Genomic DNA, 17,806 nt, shown 5'->3' with positions numbered 1-17,806 from the left:
CGATAGAATACAGATATTCCGTACTTCATTCGAGAATTCGAGGCGTTCAAGAGCTATCCGCGCCGGGCGAGTGCCCCACCGGCGCCGACCGCGAGCAGGCCGGCCGCCGCGAGCAGGCCGAGTCCCGGGACGAACGAGTCGGTCGCGTCGCGGAGCGTCCCGACCAGCGCCGGGCCGGCGAAGCCGCCTATCTCCCCGACGGCGAACACCAGCCCCACGGCGGTCCCGGTACGCTCGGCACCGACGCCCTCCAGTTCGACCGGGAGTGCGCGCAGCAGCGGCGAGATGGTCCCGAGCCCCAGCCCGACGCCGGCGACCAGCACTGCGGCGACGAGCGGGTCGACGGCCAGCGCGACGCCGGCGGTCCCCGCGGCGAGGACCAGACCCGCGACGGGCACGGCCGCACGGCGCCGGTCCAGCCGTTCGGCGAGCGGCGCCAGCGTCACGGTGCCGGCCAGCTGGGCCACGACGAGGAGTGTGGTCACACGCGCTGCGAGCGTCGGGGAGGCACCGCGTGACTCCAGGACCGCCGTGAGCCAGCCCTGCAGGCCGTGGACGACGAACAGGTAGACGAAGCCGACGACGACCAGCAGCGCCACGGCCGGCGTGCGCGCGACGGCCCGGAGCGCCGCCAGCGACGACTCGCGCGAGGTCCGGTCGGGCACCGGCCCGACCCGCTCGGCCAGCGCCAGCGCGACCCACCAGCCCGCCGCGAAGGCGAGGACGGCGACGCCCGTGGCGCCGAAGAACGGCCGCCAGCCACCCAGGGCCGGGCCGATGGTCGGCCGCCCGAGGCCGAAGGCGGCCGCGGTACCGAGCGTCGACCCGACGAGGTAGACCGCCGACGCCGAACTCACCAGGCGCTCGGGGAACCGGTCGGCGACGAGTTTGGGGAGCCCGAAGGTGATGCCGGTCCCGCCGACCCCGAGCAGGAGCGTCGCGAGCAGCATCGTCGGGAAGTCCGGCGCCGTACTCCGCGCGAGGTGGGCGATGCCGACGAGTGTGACGCCGGCGCCGACGGCGCGCTCGCCGCCGACGCGGTCGGTCAGCGCACCGCTGAACAGGCCGATGGGGACGTACGTGAGCGGGACCGCCCCCGCGAGGACGCCGGCCTCCGTGTTGGTGAGCGAGAGGTCGGTCTGGAGGGTGGGGAGGTAGGCCGGCAGCGAGAACCAGGCGAACAGCAGACAGCCGTAGGCGAGCGCCCCGAGACCGAGGAGCGCGACGGAGGCACGCCCCGGCGTGGTCCGTTGCTGGTCGTCCTGGGTCGACACGGCCACTGCTGCGGGGCCAGGTGGTTTGAGGGTAGCGAAGGGCCCGCGAGACGGGGCCGGCGGTCGCCTGCCAGTTCCCGTCGGCTACATCGTTCACCCGCGTCGCCGTCGGCTACACCCGCTCGCCCGAGCTACCACGTCCCGCCAGCTCGCGGAGCGCTGCGGCGATGCGGCGGCGGGCGTACACCAGCTCCCCGACGCCCCAGCCCAGCAACAGCGGGATGGCGAGGAAGACGCCCAGCAGCGCCCACGAGGACATCCAGACCGGGCGGAGGAACGGCGTGATATGCTGGTAGCTGTCGGCGACCTCCTCCCCGAGCGACTCGACCGGGGTGCCGGCCGTCGAGCCGCGGAGCCAGTCCGGGAACGTCTCCTGCGAGGCCGGGCCCTCGCCGGCGCCGCCGGTCACCTCGTGGCTGCCACCCTCGCCCATCGCGGCCATCGAGGGCCCGTTCGAGCCGGGCGCCCCGCGCTCGGAATCGTACGGGGCCCACGCCGCGTAGAACTCCCAGACCACCTCGCCCTCGGGCGTTATCTCGACGGCACGGTGGTTGAGCGAGTCCGTCACGAGCGTGTTGCCGTTCGGCAGGCGGTCGGCGTCGCGGGGCCAGTTGAAGCCGCCGACGCTCCAGACCTCCCGCCAGCGGCCGTCCTCGTGGGTGAACTCGACGACGCGGTCGTTCTCGGAGTCCGCGACGAGGATGGTCGGGTTCCCCTGCTCGTCCACCCAGAAGTCGGGGTTGTGCTGCTCGAACAGGCGGGAGTGGTTCCCGTCGCTCCCGAGCCGGTACTCGATGTCGTTCGTCGAGCGGTTCACGAGGATGACCTGGTCGAAGTTGCGCGGGGAGGCGAGGTAGCGACCGTCACCGACCTTGTCGACGTCGTTGACGTGCGTCCAGTCGGGCTTGAAGCCGCCCTCGGTCGAGTTGGGGTAGTGCTGGTTGAACGTCCACTCCCAGACGACCGAGTCGTTGCCGCGGTCGTAGACGAGGATGCGGTCGTTCGAGACGCCGTCCTCGTACTCCCGCATGTTCGCGATGAGCAGCTGGTCGCCGTTGATGAGGTCCACGTCGTGGGTGTCGTGGAAGTCGAACTGCTCGGACCACGCCACCTCGTCGGCCGCGGGGTCGTACGAGAAGACGACCGTCCCGCCGGGGTTCGTGCTGGTCACGAGCAGGTTCCCGTTCGGCAGCGGGTCAGCGTCGTAGAACCAGCGCGCCGGGAACGCGAGGTCGTTGTCGACCCCGGAGATGAGTTCACGGCCGGTGGCGTCGCCGTCGGCGGCGACCACGCGGGCCGGCTTCTTCTCGTTGCCGACGCCCTTGAAGTGGAACCCCTGGACGGAGACGTAGGTCGTGTTCTCGGCGGGCTGTTCGACCGTTCCCGGGCCGAGCCGGGTGCCGCGGTCGGTGGCCGCGGAGACGACCGTCGGGCTCAGCAGGAGGAGCAGCACCACGAGGAGGACCGCGCGGGCACGCCAGGCCCGCGATTCGGCGAGGCGCCGTCGCGTACCCGCGAGGCGGGCACGCAGACGCTCGGAGACCGATTCCATACCCGCGCTGGGGAAGGCGCCTATCTGTCTCTTGTGGTTCCCGCACCGCACAGCCGCCGTCTCGGTGCCGCTGACCGGACACGTCTCCTGGGATGGCTCGTTCGCACTCCCGGTCGCCGAGGGCGTTAAGATGCCCCGACCGCTACCGGAGGTATGGACCTGTCCCGGGTGACCCGGCACGACCCCGTCTCGGTGACGGACGAGGAACGCGAGGCCGGCGTGCTGGTCTCGGTGGTCGACCCCGGCAACGACGAGTGGCCACACGGCGGCGTCCCCGAGGACCCGCACGTGCTGTTCATCAAGCGCCAGGACGACCTCGGCGAGCACGCCGGACAGATGAGTTTCCCGGGGGGTGGCCGCGAGGACGTGGACCCCGACCTCGAGGGGACGGCGCTCCGCGAGGCCCGCGAGGAGGTCGGCGTCGAACCGACGAACGCGGACGTGGTCGGGCGGCTGGACGACATCCGCACCGTCACCCGCTACGCCGTCCGGCCGTACGTCGCCCGCGTCCCGGACGCCGACTACCGGCCCCGCGACACCCGCGAGGTGGCCGAGGTCGCCGCGCTCTCGGTCGACGACCTCACCGACCGCGCGAACTACGACTCCGAGCGCCGCGACCACCCCCACTACGGCGACATCCGGCTCCACTACTTCCGCGTCGACGGCTACACCGTCTGGGGCGCGACCGGCCGGATGCTGGTGCAGTTCCTCGAACTCGCGACGGGCTGGGAGATGCCGCCCGAGCCGGACCGCGAGGTCGAGGCCGACGCCGAGTTCCCGGTCTGATTCAGGCGCCCACCGTGACCGGTCGGCCCTCGCTGCCGCCCCGGAACCGTCGGTACCCCTCGTACAGCGCCGGCAGTCCCAGCGGAAGCGCGAGCACGCCGAAGGCGACGAGCGCGTACCGGGCCGGGTCGTCGTCGCGCCACGCCAGCCCCGTCGCAACGACGCCCAGGCCGGCGACGAGGTACGCGAGGTTGCTCCAGAGCGGGTCGTACGACGAGCAGTAGAGCCAGCAGACGAGCGTGTAGGAGGGAGCGTTCCAGGTCGGTGGGGAGAGCTTCGGCCAGAAGAACCGACAGTAGGTCGTCCAGGCGAGCATCGCGGCCGTCGGGAGGCCGACGAGCCACCTCGTTCCGGAGCGACAGGTTCGCGAGCCGTAGCGCCGGTACCCGGCGAGGAACAGCGCCGGGAACCCGATGATCCACAACCAGATGCCGACCGTATACGTGACCGGCCAGTGCTCGATGCGAGGCTGGGTGACAGGCAGCCGGAGCGATGCGGGCAGCGTCGCCCACGGAAAGGAGGGGTCCGGAACGGGGTTCGTGAACAGTGCCGCGAGCGAGAGGACGGTCCCGGCCACGAGCCCGTACAGGGCGACGGTGGTGTAGGAATCGAGCCACGCCGGTAGCGCCGCGTCCGCGCTGGAGTGGCGGGAAGCGTCCGGCATCGGCGGTCAGTCCTCCCGTTCGAGGGTCTCCTTGCGCCGCTCGAACTCCTCGTCGCTCAGGTCGCCGCGGGCGTACGCCAGCCGCAGCTCCTCGAGGGCCGTGTCACCGCCCTCGCTGTCGGCCGTCAGCGTCCGGTAGAGCAGGTACCCGCCGCCGACGAGGCCGGCGAGGAGCGCCAGCCGGAGCAGGACCGCGAGCAGGAACATCCCGCCCGTCATCCCGCCCCCGCCGCCCCACATATGCCCTCCCCCCATCGTCCCGCCCCAGCCGGCCATCATGCCGTAGCCGACCATCCCGAGCCCCATGAACAGGAGCGGGAGGAGGACCAGGATACCGAGCAAGACCAGCGCGAACGTCAGGAGCTGATTGGTGGAGGTGTTGGTGGACATCGTGGGTCACCCCGGGTGTACCCCGGGCTCTGGGTGTAGATACACGCCCCACGTTCAATGTGGTTTCCCCTTCGAACCCGAAGCGCATCCGCCGAGATACTTTCGAAATCGTCGATTCGGGGACCACGAGAAGGGACACTGGAAAGATGATGGCCCCGACCGACAGCCAGTCGCTCCCGACGGCGGGACAAGACGTTCCTTCGACCACACACGACCGTCCGACGACATGATGCGCCCCGCGGTCGTCGTCGGGCTCGTCCTCATCGGCGTTGCCCTCTACACGGTCAGCGACCCGATGTCGCGGCCGGTCTGGTCCGTTCGAGACGGGGTTCCTCGTGGCGGCCTGGAAGCCCGAGCCACCCGGCAGGGCTTCCGACACGTTCTAACCCGCCCGTACCCCACCACCGACAACGAATGCGAGGCGCGCTCATCGTGCTGGACGGCTGGGGGCTCGCCCCCGAGGACCAGACGGGCCGGGACGCCGTGGCGGCGGCCGAGACGCCCAACTTCGACCGCTACCGCGAGACCGGCGCGGCCGGGACGCTCACCACCCACGGCCGCGCGGTGGGCCTCCCGGAGGGACAGATGGGCAACAGCGAGGTCGGCCACCTCAACATCGGGGCGGGCCGCGTCGTCAAGCAGGACTCGACGCGCGTCTCCGACGACATCGCCGACGGGTCGTTCTTCGAGAACGACCAGCTGGTGTCGGCGTTCGACTACGCCGACCGGAACGGGGGCCGCGTCCACCTCATGGGGCTGCTCAGTGACGGCGGCGTCCACTCGATGCAGGAGCACCTCCACGCGCTGGTCGAGATGGCCGACCGGCAGGGTGTCCCCGCGGTCACCCACGCCTTCACGGATGGCCGCGACACGGCACCGACATCGGGCGCGGGCTTCCTCCGGGAGTTCCAGGCGGTCACCGATGAGTACGGCACCGGCGACGTGGCGACCGTCACCGGCCGCTACTACGCGATGGACCGCGACCAGAACTGGGAGCGGACGAAACGGGCCTTCGACGCCATCGTCAACCGCGAAGCGCCTCACGAGGTCTCTTCCGCGGTCGAAGCGGTCGAGCGGTCCTACGAGCGCGACACGACCGACGAGTACGTCGAGCCCACCCTGGTCGAGGGGGAGGCGGCGCTCTCGGACGGCGACGCGGTGGTCTTCTTCAACTTCCGGGCCGACCGCGCCCGGCAACTGGTCCGGATGCTCGCGGACATCCGCCCGGAGTGGGACCTCGACACCTCGTCGCCCGACACCCGCGTCGTCACGATGACCGAGTACGACGCCACCTTCGACCTGCCGGTGGCGTACCCGCCGAACCAGCCCGCGGACGTGCTGGGTGAGGTGCTCGCGGACGCCGGGCTGAGCCAGCTCCGGGCCGCCGAGTCCGAGAAGTACGCCCACGTCACCTACTTCCTCAACGGGGGCCGCGAGGTCGCGTTCGAGGGCGAGGAGCGCGAGATCATCGACAGCCCGGACGTGGCGACCTACGACCAGCAACCCGAGATGCACGCCCACGAACTCACGGACGCGGTCATCGGGCGCATCGAGCGCGAGGACCCGGGCGCGCTCGTCCTGAACTACGCCAACCCGGACATGGTCGGGCACACGGGCGACTTCGACGCCGCCGTCGCCGCCGTCGAGGCGGTCGACGAGCAACTCGGGCGGCTCGTGGCGGCCTGTCACGACGCCGGCGCGCACGTCCTCGTCACGGCGGACCACGGCAACGCCGACGACATGGGGACGGAAGCGGACCCGCACACGGCCCACACGACGAACCCGGTCCCGTTCGTCTCGCTCCCGGCCGAGGGCGGCGAGGGGGGCGTGGAGGTCCGAGACGGGGGCGTGCTGGCCGACCTGGCGCCGACGCTTCTCGACCGGATGGGTCTCGACCAGCCCGAGGCGATGACGGGCGCGTCGCTGCTGGAGTGACCACGGAGTACTGCTCGGGGGGGTTACGTTCATCCTGCATACCGCGCCGAAGGCGCGGTTTCACCGACCGGAGCGAGCGAAGCGAGCGGAGGTCGGCCTTTTTTCTGAACGTTTTTTGCCGCGAGTGGTTGCCGACGGCGGCCGGAGGCCGCCGAGGCAACCCGAGCGGGAAAAAAGCTCCAGTTAGTCGTCGCTGGGGGCGGCCGCGCCGCTGCCGGCCGAGACGCCGGTACCGGGCCCGACCTCGATGTCCAGCTCGTCGAGCTTCTCGTCGGTGACGACGCCGTCGACCCAGCCACGCACCTCGTAGTACTCCTCCTTCATCGGCTCGAGCTCGCAGACTTCGCCCTCCGAGGCGCCCTGGCCCGGCATGGAGCCGGGGTTGTCGGGCAGGAAGCGGTCCGGGAGCGAGTCGTCCTCGGCGTCGAATCCGTTCAGGTTGTTGTAGTAGCGCTCGAGGTTGTAGACCCGCTCGCCGGCGGCCATCAGCTCCTCCTCACCGACATCGAGGCCGGTCATGCCGTTGTACTGGAGGACGTACTCCTCGACGCCCTCCGCGAAGGCGTTGAACTTGCAGATGTCGAAGGAGTCCGAGATGGCGTGCATGTCCTGGAAGGTCGCCGCCAGCTCGCCCTTGCCCTCCCAGGCGTAGGGGTCGACCTTCTCGGGGATACCGAGAATCTCCGCCGCCGGGGTGTAGGCCCGCAGGTGGCAGGCGCCGCGGTTCGAGGTGGCGTAGCCGATGCCCATCCCCTTCATGCAGCGCGGGTCGTAGGCGGCCATCGACTGGCCCTTGACGGCCAGCGAGTTCTCGTGGGCGTCGAACTCCTCGGCGAGATGGCTCGGTCCCTCGGCGAGGTGGTCCGCGAGCTCCGTCTCGCGGGTGGCGATCTTCGTCAGCATCTCGACCATCTCCTCGGTGTCGCCCCACTCGATGCCGTCGCCGAGGCCGTCCAGCTTGCCCTCCTCGGTCATCTCCATCGCCATCGCCATCGTGTTGCCGGCGTCGATGGTGTCGATGCCGTGGTCGTTGCAGCGCTGGAGCATGAGCGCGATGTCGTCGCGCTCGGTGTGCCCGGAGTTGGGGCCGAGCGCCCACGCCGACTCGTACTCGTACGATTCGGTGCGGACGTTCAGCTCCTCGCCCTTGTGCATCACGTCGACCTCGACCTCCTTCTTGCACGCGACCGGACAGGAGTGACAGGTCGGCTCGTCGACGAGGATGTTCTCGCGGACGTTCTCGCCGGAGACGCGCTCGGAGTCGAAGTCGTCGGCGCCCCAGCCGTCGTCACGGGCGTCGCTCGTGGACGTGTACTTCGCGTTGCGGGCCGGGAGGCCGGACATCTCCTCGGTCGCGTTCATCAGGACGTTCGTCCCGTACAGCGAGAGGCCGCCCTCGTTCGGGCCGGTGACCTCGGACTCCTGGATGAGCTGCATCGCCTGCTGGTGGCCCTTCTTGAACGTCTCGGGGTCGGCCGGCTTCTGCATCTTCGTCGTGGACTTGACGACGACCGCTTTCAGGTTCTTGTTGCCCATCACGCAGCCGGTGCCGCCCCGGCCCGAGGCGCGGTCGTCCTCGTTCATGATGCAGGCGAACTTCACCTCGTTCTCCCCACCCTGGCCGATGGCCATCGTGGAGAGGTTCTTGCCGTACGCGCCCTCGTGGCGCTCCTCCAGCGCGTCCATCGTGTCGTGGACGCCCTTGCCCCAGAGGTCGGAGGCGTCGTGGAGGGTGACCTCGCCGTCCTCGACGAAGGCGTACACCGGCTCGTCGGCGCGCCCCTCGAAGAGGAGGCCGTCGAAGCCGGCCCACTTGAGCCGCGCGCCCGACCAGCCGCCGTGATGGCTGTCGGTCACGGTGCCCGTCAACGGTGACTTCGTACAGATGGCGATGCGCCCGGACATCGTCACCTGCGTCCCCGTGAGCGGGCCGTTCATGAACGCCAGCAGGTTGTCCTCGCCCAGCGGGTCCACGTCGGGCCCCTGGTCGAAGACGTACTTCACACCGAGGCCGCGCGCGCCGATGTACTTGCGCGCGTCCTCGTCGTCTACACTTTCGTAGCCCACCGACCCCTCCGAGAGGTCGACGCGGGCGACGTGGTCCTGGAATCCGCCGAGATCTGTCATGGTGAACCAGTATCGATATGATTGGGGCGCTGGCATGTTAGAAATTGCCACGTACGCGTAACTCCGAACGGTTACATCTCGCGAACTGTGCCCGTTGATAGCCGGCCTCTATTTATCGGGCTTGGGTGGCCGACCGACACGACCGCCCACCCGGCGTCGGCGAAACCGGAACCCGTCACTGCCCGAGCGTGGGTCGTGTGCCCGGTTGGGCCGGTGACCGGACGGTCTGACTGGCCGGTGACTGGGGTGGCTGACCGGGACCGTCACGATCATGAGCCGCGTGGTCGTGCGCCCGGCCGTGTCGGATTCCGCCCCACTCGCGTGTCCCACACGCTGGGTGCGACGCCTCGTTCCGGTCGCGTGGGCGGGCTTCGTCCTCGTCGCGAGCGTCATCGAGCCCGGCGGTGGGGCCCCCTCCCCGCCGGTTCTCGGCTTCCCGGCCGACAAGGTGCTCCACGGGCTCACGTACGCGACGCTCGCGGCGGCCCTCGCCGTCGGGTTCGCGACGGTCGAGCCGGAGCGGTTGCCCGGGAACGAGCTCCGGGAGCGTCCCCTCGTCCGGGTGGCCCTGCTCGCCGTCGTCGTGGCCACGGCCTACGGCCTCGCGATAGAGGGCGTCCAGTTCCCCATCCCGTACCGGACGTTCGACCTGCTCGACGCCGCCGCGAACGCCGTCGGCGCGGCCGTCGGTGCGGCGGGCTGGGTGAGTGGCGCTCTCGTTCGGCGGCAGCTCGGCCGCTGCGGAGCGTGGCCCCCGGGGTGAGCCCCCGACCGGAGCGTCCCCCGAGCCGAAGCCGCTTTACCCGCCGCTCGGCAACCCGGACGTATGAGTACGGACGAGCCGAGCCCGGAGGTCTACGAGTCGGGCCGCGGGATGGACGCGCACAACGAGGCGATGCGCGAGATCCGCGCCCGCCGCGACGAGACCTACGACCCCCGCGAGCCCACCCGGGTCTGGCTCGACGAGGACAACACGCCGGACGGGACCCGGCGGTCACTGACCATCATCCTGAACACGGGCGGCTGTCGCTGGGCCCGCGCCGGCGGCTGCACGATGTGTGGCTACGTCGCCGAGTCCGTCGAGGGCGGCAGCGTCAGCCACGAGGACCTGATGGCACAGGTCGATGTCTGCCTGGAGCACGAGCAGGAGAACGCTGACGAACCGGCGCCGCTCATCAAGATCTACACCTCGGGGTCGTTCCTCGACGAGCGCGAGGTGCCGGCCGAGACCCGCGCCGCCATCGGCGAGACGTTCGCCGATCGCGAGCGCATGGTCGTGGAGTCGCTTCCCGACTTCGTCGCGACCGAGCGGCTCGCGGACTTCACCGAGCAGGGGCTGGAGACCGACGTGGCCATCGGGCTGGAGACCGCGACCGACCGCGTCCGCCACGACTGCGTCAACAAGTACTTCGACTTCACCGACTTCGAGGCCGCCTGCGCCGAGGCCCGCGAGGCCGACGCCGGCGTGAAGGCGTACCTCCTGATGAAGCCGCTCTTCCTCTCCGAACCCGAGGCCGTCGCGGACATGGAATCGAGCGTCCGGCGCTGTGCGTCGGTCGAGGGCTGCCACACCGTCTCGATGAACCCCTGCAACGTCCAGCGGTACACGATGGTCGAGGACGTCTTCCACGATGGGGGGTACCGACCACCCTGGCTCTGGTCGGTCGCCGAGGTGCTCGAATCGACCGCGGACGCCGACGCCATCGTCGTCTCGGACCCCGTCGGCCACGGCTCCGACCGCGGCCCGCACAACTGCGGCGAGTGCGACGACAACGTCCAGACCGCCATCAAGGACTTCGATCTGCGGCAGGACCCGTCGGTGTTCGAGCAGGTCTCGTGTGAGTGCGAACTGACGTGGGAGGCCGTGATGGAGCGAGAGAAGAGCTTCGGCCAGCCGCTGGCGCGGTAGGTGAGCGGCGCCCTCGGGTGGGCCGACGCCGTGGTTTGAATACCAGAGCCGTGCTGCAGCGGGTATGGGGAGCGACCGACCGGCGGACGAGGCCTTCCGGCTCCTGTCCGACGAGATACGGCTCGACATCCTCCGGGCCGTCGCGCTCGCACAGCACGAGGTCTCCGGCGCAGCGGTGGCCGCACCATCGTTCTCGGACATCTACGAGCGCGTCGATGTCGACAACACCTCCAAACTGTCGTACCACCTCGGGGAACTCACCGGGACGTTCCTCAGGAAGCACGACGGGGGATACGCGTTCACCCACGCCGGCGAGCGCGTCGTCCGGTTCGTCCTCGCCGAGAACCACCGCCGCCCCGCGGAGTTCGGGCGGATAGACGCGGCCGGGAACTGCCTGTTCTGTGGTGCGGCGCGTCTGCAGGCGACGCTCGAAGGGCAGTTCTTCATGATCCGATGTGGGGCGTGTGACCGCCCGGCGTTCTCCTACCGGGTCACGCCGGCACAGGTCCGGGCACACGAAGAGGGCGACCTCGTCGAGGCCGTCAGGGGCGAGCAGGCGGGCGACTTCCTGAAGATGCGCCAGGGGGTCTGCCCGGACTGCGCTGGACGACTGGAGACGGAGGTGCGAGCCATCGACGAGGCCCCCGAGTACGAGGGACTGCCGGCGTCGTTCGGGACGTTCAGCGAGTGTCAGGAGTGTCTCCGATGTCTCGGCGTTCCCCTGACCCACGCGGCGGTCTACCACCCGGAGTCGGTCGCGTTCCACTGGGAGCACGGCGTGGACATCCTCGGGACGGGGGTCTGGGAGTTCCACCGGTATCTCCGGGAGGGACGGTGGACGGACGAACGGGTCGACGACGACCCGGAGACGTACCGGGTCGACCTGCGGCGCGACGACGCCTCCCTGCGGCTCTTCCTCGACGGGTCCGCCGCGGTCACCCGGACCGAGCGGATCCAGCGGCGGGACCACGGCGGGGGCGACGGCTGACCCGCGCGGCCGGACGGGTGCCGACAATCATGGCAGGAACCTATCAAAAACGTCGTTGAGTTATCCGGGCGTGGTTTCGGCCCCTGTCGGACCATCGTCACAAAGAGCTCGCTCTCCGCCCCGAATCGCTCAACACGGATTTTGAAACGCACGCGACAAATTATCAATTTTCCGAGAAGATTTATCCGGGTGGAGACCGCACCGTGGAAGCACCGGACGTGATACACCGATGACCTCGACACCCAGCTCGGACCTGACGGAGCACAGCTCACACGAGACCGCGACCGGCCGCGACCCGGCATCGAACCGCCCGATGTCGGTCGAGGAGATCCAGGCGTCGTACGCCGAGTACGCCGACCTGATGCACCGGTTCGAGTGGGTCGACCGGCTGCTGACGGGGCGGTACCGCCGCCGCCGGTTCGGCGACGTGACGGGCCGTGTCCTCGATGTCGCCTGCGGGACCGGGACGAACTTCCGGTATCTCCCGACGACCGCCGACATCGTCGGTATCGACATCAGCCCGGAGATGCTGGCGAAGGCCGAGCGCCAGCTCGACGACCTCGGCCGCGACGGGAGGCTCGAACGGATGGACGCACAGGACCTGGCGTTCGAGGACGACAGGTTCGACGCGGTCGTCTCGGCGCTCTCGACCTGCACGTTCCCAGACCCGGTCGCCGCGCTCCGGGAGATGGAGCGGGTCTGCAAGCCGGACGGGACCATCCGACTCGTCGAACACGGGCGGAGCGATGTCGGGCCCATCGCCCGGTATCAGGAGTGGCGGAGCGACGCTCACTACGAACAGGCGGGCTGTCGCTGGACCCAGGAGCCCCGGGAGGTCGTCGCGGAGGCCGGCCTGTCGGTGACGGACACACGGACCGGACTGCTGGGCATCGTCACGACGTTCGAGATCGAGCCGCGCTGAGAATCGGACTCCCGGGCCGGACGGTCAGGCCGGTCAGGCGAACTTCCGAACGAGTCCGAAGAGACGGTCCCGAATCCGGTCGGGCAGGAAGCGCAGTTTCACCATCAGGTCGGCGAGGCCACCGACGACGTAGCGCGGCTCGGGGTCCGGGGAGACGCCGGCCTCGAGGATGACCCGGGCCACGTCCTTCGGATGGACGGCGACGGGCGAGTCCGCGCCGAACAGGGAGGCATCCTCCTGGAACTCGTAGATGTCGGCGTAGGCGTCGGTGCGGTCGTAGCGGTCGAGTTCCTCGTCGACGCGCTCGCGGAACTTCGTCTTGACCGGGCCGGGCTGGACGACGCTCACGTCGATTCCGTGCGGGGCGACCTCGTTGCGGAGCGCATCACTGTACCCCTCCAGCGCGAACTTCGAGGCGGAGTAGGCGCCCATCCCGGGCGAGGCGAGTCGGCCCGCGACCGAGGAGACGTTGACGATGGTGCCGTCCTCTCGCTCGCGCATGTGCGGCAGCACCGCGCGGATGAGGCGGTGGGGACCGTAGACGTTCACGTCGAACTGCCGGTGGAGCAACTCGTCGCTCACGTCCTCGAGCGGCCCGTGCTGGCCGTAGCCCGCGTTGTTGACGAGGCAGTCGATACGACCGTCGCGCTCGATGATACGGTCGACCACGCGCTCGACGTCCTCGGGGTCGGTCACGTCGAGGGTGTTGATGTCACAGCCCTCCTCGCCGAGTTTCTCGATATCCGCGGTGTTGCGGGCGGTCGCGTACACCTGCCAGTCGTCGTCGAGGAACGCGTAGGCGGTTGCCCGCCCGATGCCCGAGGAGCAGCCCGTGATGAGGACCGTCTTCGTGTCGACCATGGTCCGCGCGTCGTCGGGGGCCCACTTAGCGGTGGTCGTTTGGCAGGGCGGCCGCCGCGCCGGGACGGGAACACGGTTCGGTGAAGTGAGGAACGCGGTTCGGTGAATTGACGTGCCGCGCGAGCGGACGCCTCGGTGATGGATATCGACCTCCGCGCGACCGCGGTCGGCTTCGTGGGCGCACTCCTCGTCCTCGGGGCACTGCTCGCGTTCGTCGGGGTCGGGCGGGTCGTCGACGCACTGGTGCGGGCCGAGCCCACGCTGCTCGTGGGCGTGCTGGTGGCGGCGCTGGCGTGGCTCACGGCGTGGGGGCTGGCGCTCCGAACCGTCCTGCGCGTCCTGGGTGCGTCGCTCCGCGCCCCGGTCGCGGTGCTGGTGTTCACGGCGGCGACGTTCGCCAACAACGTCACGCCGTTCGGGCAGGCTGGCGGCGAGCCGATCGCCGCGCTGTTCATCTCGCGGGTCTCGGAGACGGAGTACGAGACCGGCCTCGCGGCCATCGCCAGCGTCGACTCGCTCAACTTCGTCCCCTCGATCACGCTTGCGACGCTGGGGCTGGCGTACTTCTCGACGAAGATCGCGTTCGGTCGGCGGCTCCAGTTCGCCACGGCCGCGGTGGTCGCGCTCGCACTCGCCATCCCGGTCGCGGGCTACTACGGCTGGCAGAACCGCTATGCCGTCGAGCGGCGGGTCATCGGGGCGCTCACGCCGTTCATCCGGGGCGTGGGCCGACTCGTCCCGGGGAAGCAGCCGCTCGACCCCGAGGTCATCGAGGAGCGCATCGAGGGGTTCTTCCACGCCATCGAGCGCGTCGCGAGCGACCGCGAGCGACTCGCGCTCGCGCTCGGCCTCTCGACGCTGGGCTGGCTCTGCCAGGGCGCGTCGCTCTACCTCGCGATGCTGGCCATCGGCGCGCCCGTCGAACCGGAGGTGGTGTTCGTGGTCATCCCGGTCGGCGCCATCGCGGGCATCACGCCGCTCCCCGGCGGGCTGGGCGGGGTCGAGGCGGTCCTCATCGCCCTGCTGGTGGCACTGGGCGTCCCCGCGGGCGCGGCCGCCGCCGGCGTCCTCATCCACCGGATGGGGACCTACTTCCTCCCGCTCCTGCTGGGCGGCGGGACCGCGACCGCGCTCGGTGCCGACGGCTTCCTCACCCGGCGGGCCACCGACGGCGCCTCCGGGGCGGGGGGGACGCGGCTGGACGACGACGACCGCGGGCCCTGAGGCCACAGCGGGGGCGGGGCACCCGTGCGACCCGGATAACGTCAGGATTAAACCCGGGCGTCGGGAAGAGGGCGGTAATGGCGACACTCTACGACGTACCCACCGAGGAGTTCATCGAGGCCCTCGCGGAGCGACTGGCCGAGGACGACACGTTCGACGAGCCCGACTGGGCGACGGTCGCGAAGACCGGCGTCGGCCGCGAACTGCCCCCCGAGCAGGAGGACTTCTGGCAGCGCCGTGCCGCCTCCGTCTTCCGGAAGGTCGCCGTCGACGGTCCCGTCGGCGTCCAGCGCCTCCGCACCAGCTACGGCGACTCGAAGCAGGGCTCGACGCGCTACCGCGTCCGCCCGGACCAGAAGACCGAGTCCTCGGGCAAGATCGTCCGCACCATCCTCCAGCAGCTCGAGGACGCCGACTACGTCCAGCAGGAGGGCAGCGCGGGCCGCGCCGTCACCGGTGACGGGCGCGCCTTCCTCAGCGAGGTCGCGACGGACCTCCTCGAGGAGCTCGACCGGCCGGAGCTGGAGCGCTACGCGTAGACCGGGTTTCTCTTCCGTTCTCCCGATTCGATAGCGGCCGCGCTCACTGGTCCCGGTCCAGCAGTCAGTCCGCACCGGGCACGTCGTGGCCGGTGATATCGGTCCCCCCGTCAGCATCGACGGTCGCCGTCACCCCCTCGTCGGCAGCCGGACCGAAGGGGTGGTCGCCCACGATGTGCACCTCGCGCTGCGGGAACGGGATAGCGATGTCGGCGTCCCGGAGGCCGGCGTGGACCGCCTTCAGCAGCAGGTGCGTCGCCCGCCCGCGCAGGACCGGGTCGGCTACCCAGATGAGCAGCTCCGTGTCGATGGCGCTGTCGCCGAACTCGCGGAACCGGACCCGCGGCGAGGGGCGCTCCTGCACCAGCGATTCCCCGGCAGCCACCGCCAGTAGCGTCGCCTCGACGTGGTCGAGGTCCGAGTCGTAGGCGACGCCGACGGGGATGCGGATGCGCCGCTCGCGCTTCGGCCCGGACTCGTTGATGACCCGCGCCGAGTTGAGGACGCTGTTCGGGAGGGTGACGAGCACGTCGTCGCGGGTCCGGATGGTCGTCGAGCGGATGGAGACGTCCTCGACGCGGCCGCGGTCGCCGTCCTCGGTGACGATGTAGTCGCCGACCTTGTACGTCCCATCGAAGTAGAGCGCGATGCTCCCGAAGAAGTTCGCGATGGTGTCACGGGCGGCGAACCCGAGGATGATGCCGAGGATACCCGCCGAGGCCAGCAGCGGCGTCACGTCGTAGTTCCAGACGCGGAGCAGCGCGAACGACGACAGCGCGATGATGCCGGCCGACCAGACGTTCTGGAAGACGGGGACGACCGATCGCTCCGCGGTGGTCGACTCGGCGGCGGTGATGGTCTTCGAGACGCGGCGGCCGAGTCGGACGAGCGTGGCCATCCAGACGAGGATGAGCGCCGAGAGGACGACGGCTGCAACGTCGGCGTCCAGCGCCGCGTCGAGTGCGAGCGGCGCCCGGGCGAAGTACGCACCGGCCAGTAGCGCGCTCAGGTAGAGGGCCGGGTGGACCGTCTGGAGCGCCACGTCGTCCACCTCGCCCTCGATACGGGTCGTGAGCGCGCGGATGAACGCGTCGCCGCCCACCTGGACGGCACGCGCGACCAGGACGGAGGCGAGGATGATGACGGCGAGCGTCTGCCACCGGGGCAGCGTCGCCAGCCACGCCATGAAGTCGGCGATGGGGGTCATTACGTTCCACTCGCGATACCGTGAGATAACTCTTCTCAGCAGCCGGTCGTGTAGTCGCTCCGCAACCCGAACCCGTTTTGATGCCCGGCCCGACCCCCCGCGTATGACCGATCTCACGGTGGACTTCGGGAACGCGCTCGATGTCGAGGCGACGCCGGGCGTGAGCGAGGGGATCCTCGAACGGCTGGACGAGCGCGTCGCCGACGTACACGACACCATCTCGACCGGGATGGCCGAGGGCGAGTTCGGCTACGCCAGCCTGAACCTGCCCGAGCGAACCGACCCGGCCGCCATCGAGGACGCCGTCGCGGATATCGACGCCGACCACGTCCTCACCGTCGGTATCGGCGGATCGGCGCTGGGCGCGGTCACCGTCTCGGCCGCGCTCGGCCTCGCCGACCGCCACCACACGCTCGACAACGTCGACCCCGAGGCGACACGCCGCCTGCTGGACTCGCTCCCGCTGGACCGTACGGCGGTCAACGTCGTCTCGCGCTCGGGCACGACCGCCGAGACGCTGGCGAACTTCCTCGTCGTCCGCGAGGCACTGGACGAGGCCGGCGTCGACTGGACCGAGCGGACGGTCGTCACGACGGGCGAGGGGGGACCGCTCCGGGCGGCCGCCGAGGAGCATGGCCTCCCGGCGCTGGACGTGCCCGAGGGCGTTCCCGGCCGGTTCTCCGCGCTCTCGGCGGTCGGGCTGGTTCCGGCTGCCATCCTGGGTGGTGACGTGGAGGGGGTCGTCGCGGGCGGTGTCGCCGGCCGCGAGGCGTTGCTCGACGGCGGGTCGCTGTTCGACTATCCGGGCTACGCTTACGGCGCGGTGGCGTACGCGCTGGAGCAGCGCGGCGCGACCGTGAACGCGATGCTGCCGTACGCCGAGTCGCTGGAGCCGTTCGCGGAGTGGTTCGCCCAGCTCTGGGCCGAGTCGCTCGGGAAGGACGGCCTCGGGCAGACGCCTGCCCGTGCGCTCGGCGCGACCGACCAGCACTCCCAGCTCCAGCTCTACCGGGGTGGCCGCCACGACAAGCTCGTCACGCTGGTCCGGCCGCGCGAGCGGGCCGACGTGGAGATACCGGCGACGGCGGTCGAGGGGATGCGCTATCTGGGCGACGCGACGCTGGGGGAGCTGCTGGACGCGGAGTTCGAGGCGACGGAGGCGTCGCTGGCCGCGGCCGACCAGCCCAACGTCCGGGTGGAGTTCCCGCGGGTCGACGGTCCCGGCATCGGGCGACTCCTGTTCGACGTGGAGGCCGCGTGCGTCCTCGCGGGCGAGCTCATGGGCGTCGAGACGTTCACCCAGCCCGCCGTCGAGTGGGGCAAGCGTGCGGCCCGGGGGCTGCTCGGTGGCGGCGAGTTCGCGGAGGCCGACGCGGTGGCCGAGAAGACCACGCGGGTCGTCGGCGGGAAGTAACCGTTCCGGGCCGG

Annotated in this window: 16 protein-coding genes; 9 read left to right on the top strand and 7 right to left on the bottom strand. The window is 70.5% G+C overall.

Features of this window, described 5'->3' with window-relative positions; genetic code table 11:
* Positions 1 to 53: 53 nt before the first annotated feature.
* The gene (locus tag NL114_RS02265; protein ID WP_254823184.1) at positions 54 to 1,274 is read right to left on the bottom strand and encodes an MFS transporter; all 1,221 of its coding nucleotides are present in this window, start codon (positions 1,272 to 1,274) and stop codon (positions 54 to 56) included.
* Between the two features lie 112 nt (positions 1,275 to 1,386).
* Entirely contained in the window at positions 1,387 to 2,826 is a 1,440-nt protein-coding gene (locus NL114_RS02260) for an aryl-sulfate sulfotransferase (protein ID WP_254823183.1), read from the bottom strand.
* A 153-nt stretch (positions 2,827 to 2,979) separates the two neighbouring features.
* Here NL114_RS02260 and NL114_RS02255 point away from each other — a divergent pair, with 153 nt between their 5' ends.
* Positions 2,980 to 3,612 (top strand): NUDIX hydrolase, encoded by a 633-nt coding sequence (locus NL114_RS02255; RefSeq protein ID WP_254823182.1) that lies wholly within the window; start codon positions 2,980 to 2,982, stop codon positions 3,610 to 3,612.
* A 1-nt stretch (position 3,613) separates the two neighbouring features.
* Here the strand turns inward: NL114_RS02255 and NL114_RS02250 are convergent, their stop codons facing one another.
* Positions 3,614 to 4,276 carry a hypothetical protein gene (locus NL114_RS02250; RefSeq protein WP_254823181.1) on the bottom strand — a complete coding sequence of 221 codons (663 nt, stop codon included), beginning with the start codon at positions 4,274 to 4,276 and terminating at the stop codon, positions 3,614 to 3,616.
* Between the two features lie 6 nt (positions 4,277 to 4,282).
* Entirely contained in the window at positions 4,283 to 4,666 is a 384-nt protein-coding gene (locus NL114_RS02245; RefSeq protein WP_254823180.1) for an SHOCT domain-containing protein, read from the bottom strand.
* A 414-nt stretch (positions 4,667 to 5,080) separates the two neighbouring features.
* On the opposite strand from NL114_RS02245, the gene gpmI reads away from it, so the two are divergent.
* Entirely contained in the window at positions 5,081 to 6,601 is a 1,521-nt protein-coding gene (gpmI, locus tag NL114_RS02240) for a 2,3-bisphosphoglycerate-independent phosphoglycerate mutase (RefSeq protein ID WP_254823179.1), read from the top strand.
* 183 nt (positions 6,602 to 6,784) lie between these two features.
* Here the strand turns inward: gpmI and NL114_RS02235 are convergent, their stop codons facing one another.
* Entirely contained in the window at positions 6,785 to 8,728 is a 1,944-nt protein-coding gene (locus NL114_RS02235) for an aldehyde ferredoxin oxidoreductase family protein (protein ID WP_254823178.1), read from the bottom strand.
* A 298-nt stretch (positions 8,729 to 9,026) separates the two neighbouring features.
* Between NL114_RS02235 and NL114_RS02230 the strand changes: the two genes are divergently transcribed.
* The 4 genes from NL114_RS02230 (at position 9,027) to NL114_RS02215 (ending at position 12,547) form a co-directional block, all read left to right on the top strand.
* Positions 9,027 to 9,491: a VanZ family protein gene (locus tag NL114_RS02230; RefSeq protein WP_254823177.1), complete on the top strand. Its 465-nt coding sequence runs from the start codon at positions 9,027 to 9,029 to the stop codon at positions 9,489 to 9,491.
* 63 nt (positions 9,492 to 9,554) lie between these two features.
* Positions 9,555 to 10,637, top strand: coding sequence for an archaeosine biosynthesis radical SAM protein RaSEA (locus NL114_RS02225; protein WP_254823176.1), 1,083 nt, complete (start codon positions 9,555 to 9,557; stop codon positions 10,635 to 10,637).
* A gap of 64 nt (positions 10,638 to 10,701) precedes the next feature.
* A complete protein-coding gene (locus tag NL114_RS02220; protein WP_254823175.1) occupies positions 10,702 to 11,625 on the top strand; it encodes a helix-turn-helix domain-containing protein in 924 nt (307 codons plus the stop codon).
* A gap of 313 nt (positions 11,626 to 11,938) precedes the next feature.
* Positions 11,939 to 12,547: a class I SAM-dependent methyltransferase gene (locus tag NL114_RS02215; protein ID WP_434084119.1), complete on the top strand. Its 609-nt coding sequence runs from the start codon at positions 11,939 to 11,941 to the stop codon at positions 12,545 to 12,547.
* Positions 12,548 to 12,580: 33 nt separating this feature from the next.
* On the opposite strand, the gene NL114_RS02210 is transcribed toward NL114_RS02215, so the two are convergent.
* The gene (locus NL114_RS02210; protein ID WP_254823173.1) at positions 12,581 to 13,408 is read right to left on the bottom strand and encodes an SDR family oxidoreductase; all 828 of its coding nucleotides are present in this window, start codon (positions 13,406 to 13,408) and stop codon (positions 12,581 to 12,583) included.
* Between the two features lie 138 nt (positions 13,409 to 13,546).
* Between NL114_RS02210 and NL114_RS02205 the strand changes: the two genes are divergently transcribed.
* Positions 13,547 to 14,632: a lysylphosphatidylglycerol synthase transmembrane domain-containing protein gene (locus NL114_RS02205; RefSeq protein ID WP_254823172.1), complete on the top strand. Its 1,086-nt coding sequence runs from the start codon at positions 13,547 to 13,549 to the stop codon at positions 14,630 to 14,632.
* A 77-nt stretch (positions 14,633 to 14,709) separates the two neighbouring features.
* Positions 14,710 to 15,171 (top strand): 30S ribosomal protein S19e, encoded by a 462-nt coding sequence (locus tag NL114_RS02200; protein ID WP_254823171.1) that lies wholly within the window; start codon positions 14,710 to 14,712, stop codon positions 15,169 to 15,171.
* A 64-nt stretch (positions 15,172 to 15,235) separates the two neighbouring features.
* On the opposite strand, the gene NL114_RS02195 is transcribed toward NL114_RS02200, so the two are convergent.
* Positions 15,236 to 16,378, bottom strand: a complete 1,143-nt coding sequence (locus tag NL114_RS02195; protein ID WP_254823170.1) for a mechanosensitive ion channel family protein — start codon at positions 16,376 to 16,378, stop codon at positions 15,236 to 15,238.
* Positions 16,379 to 16,481: 103 nt separating this feature from the next.
* On the opposite strand from NL114_RS02195, the gene NL114_RS02190 reads away from it, so the two are divergent.
* Positions 16,482 to 17,792 (top strand): phosphoglucose isomerase-related protein, encoded by a 1,311-nt coding sequence (locus NL114_RS02190; RefSeq protein WP_254823169.1) that lies wholly within the window; start codon positions 16,482 to 16,484, stop codon positions 17,790 to 17,792.
* The last annotated feature ends 14 nt before the right edge of the window (positions 17,793 to 17,806 follow it).

The organism is Haloglomus halophilum (assembly GCF_024298885.1).
In the GTDB taxonomy this organism is placed as follows: Archaea; Halobacteriota; Halobacteria; order Halobacteriales; family Haloarculaceae; genus Haloglomus; species Haloglomus halophilum.
The sequence above is the reverse complement of the archived record's forward strand: the minus strand, read 5'-3'. Positions and strand labels throughout refer to the sequence as shown.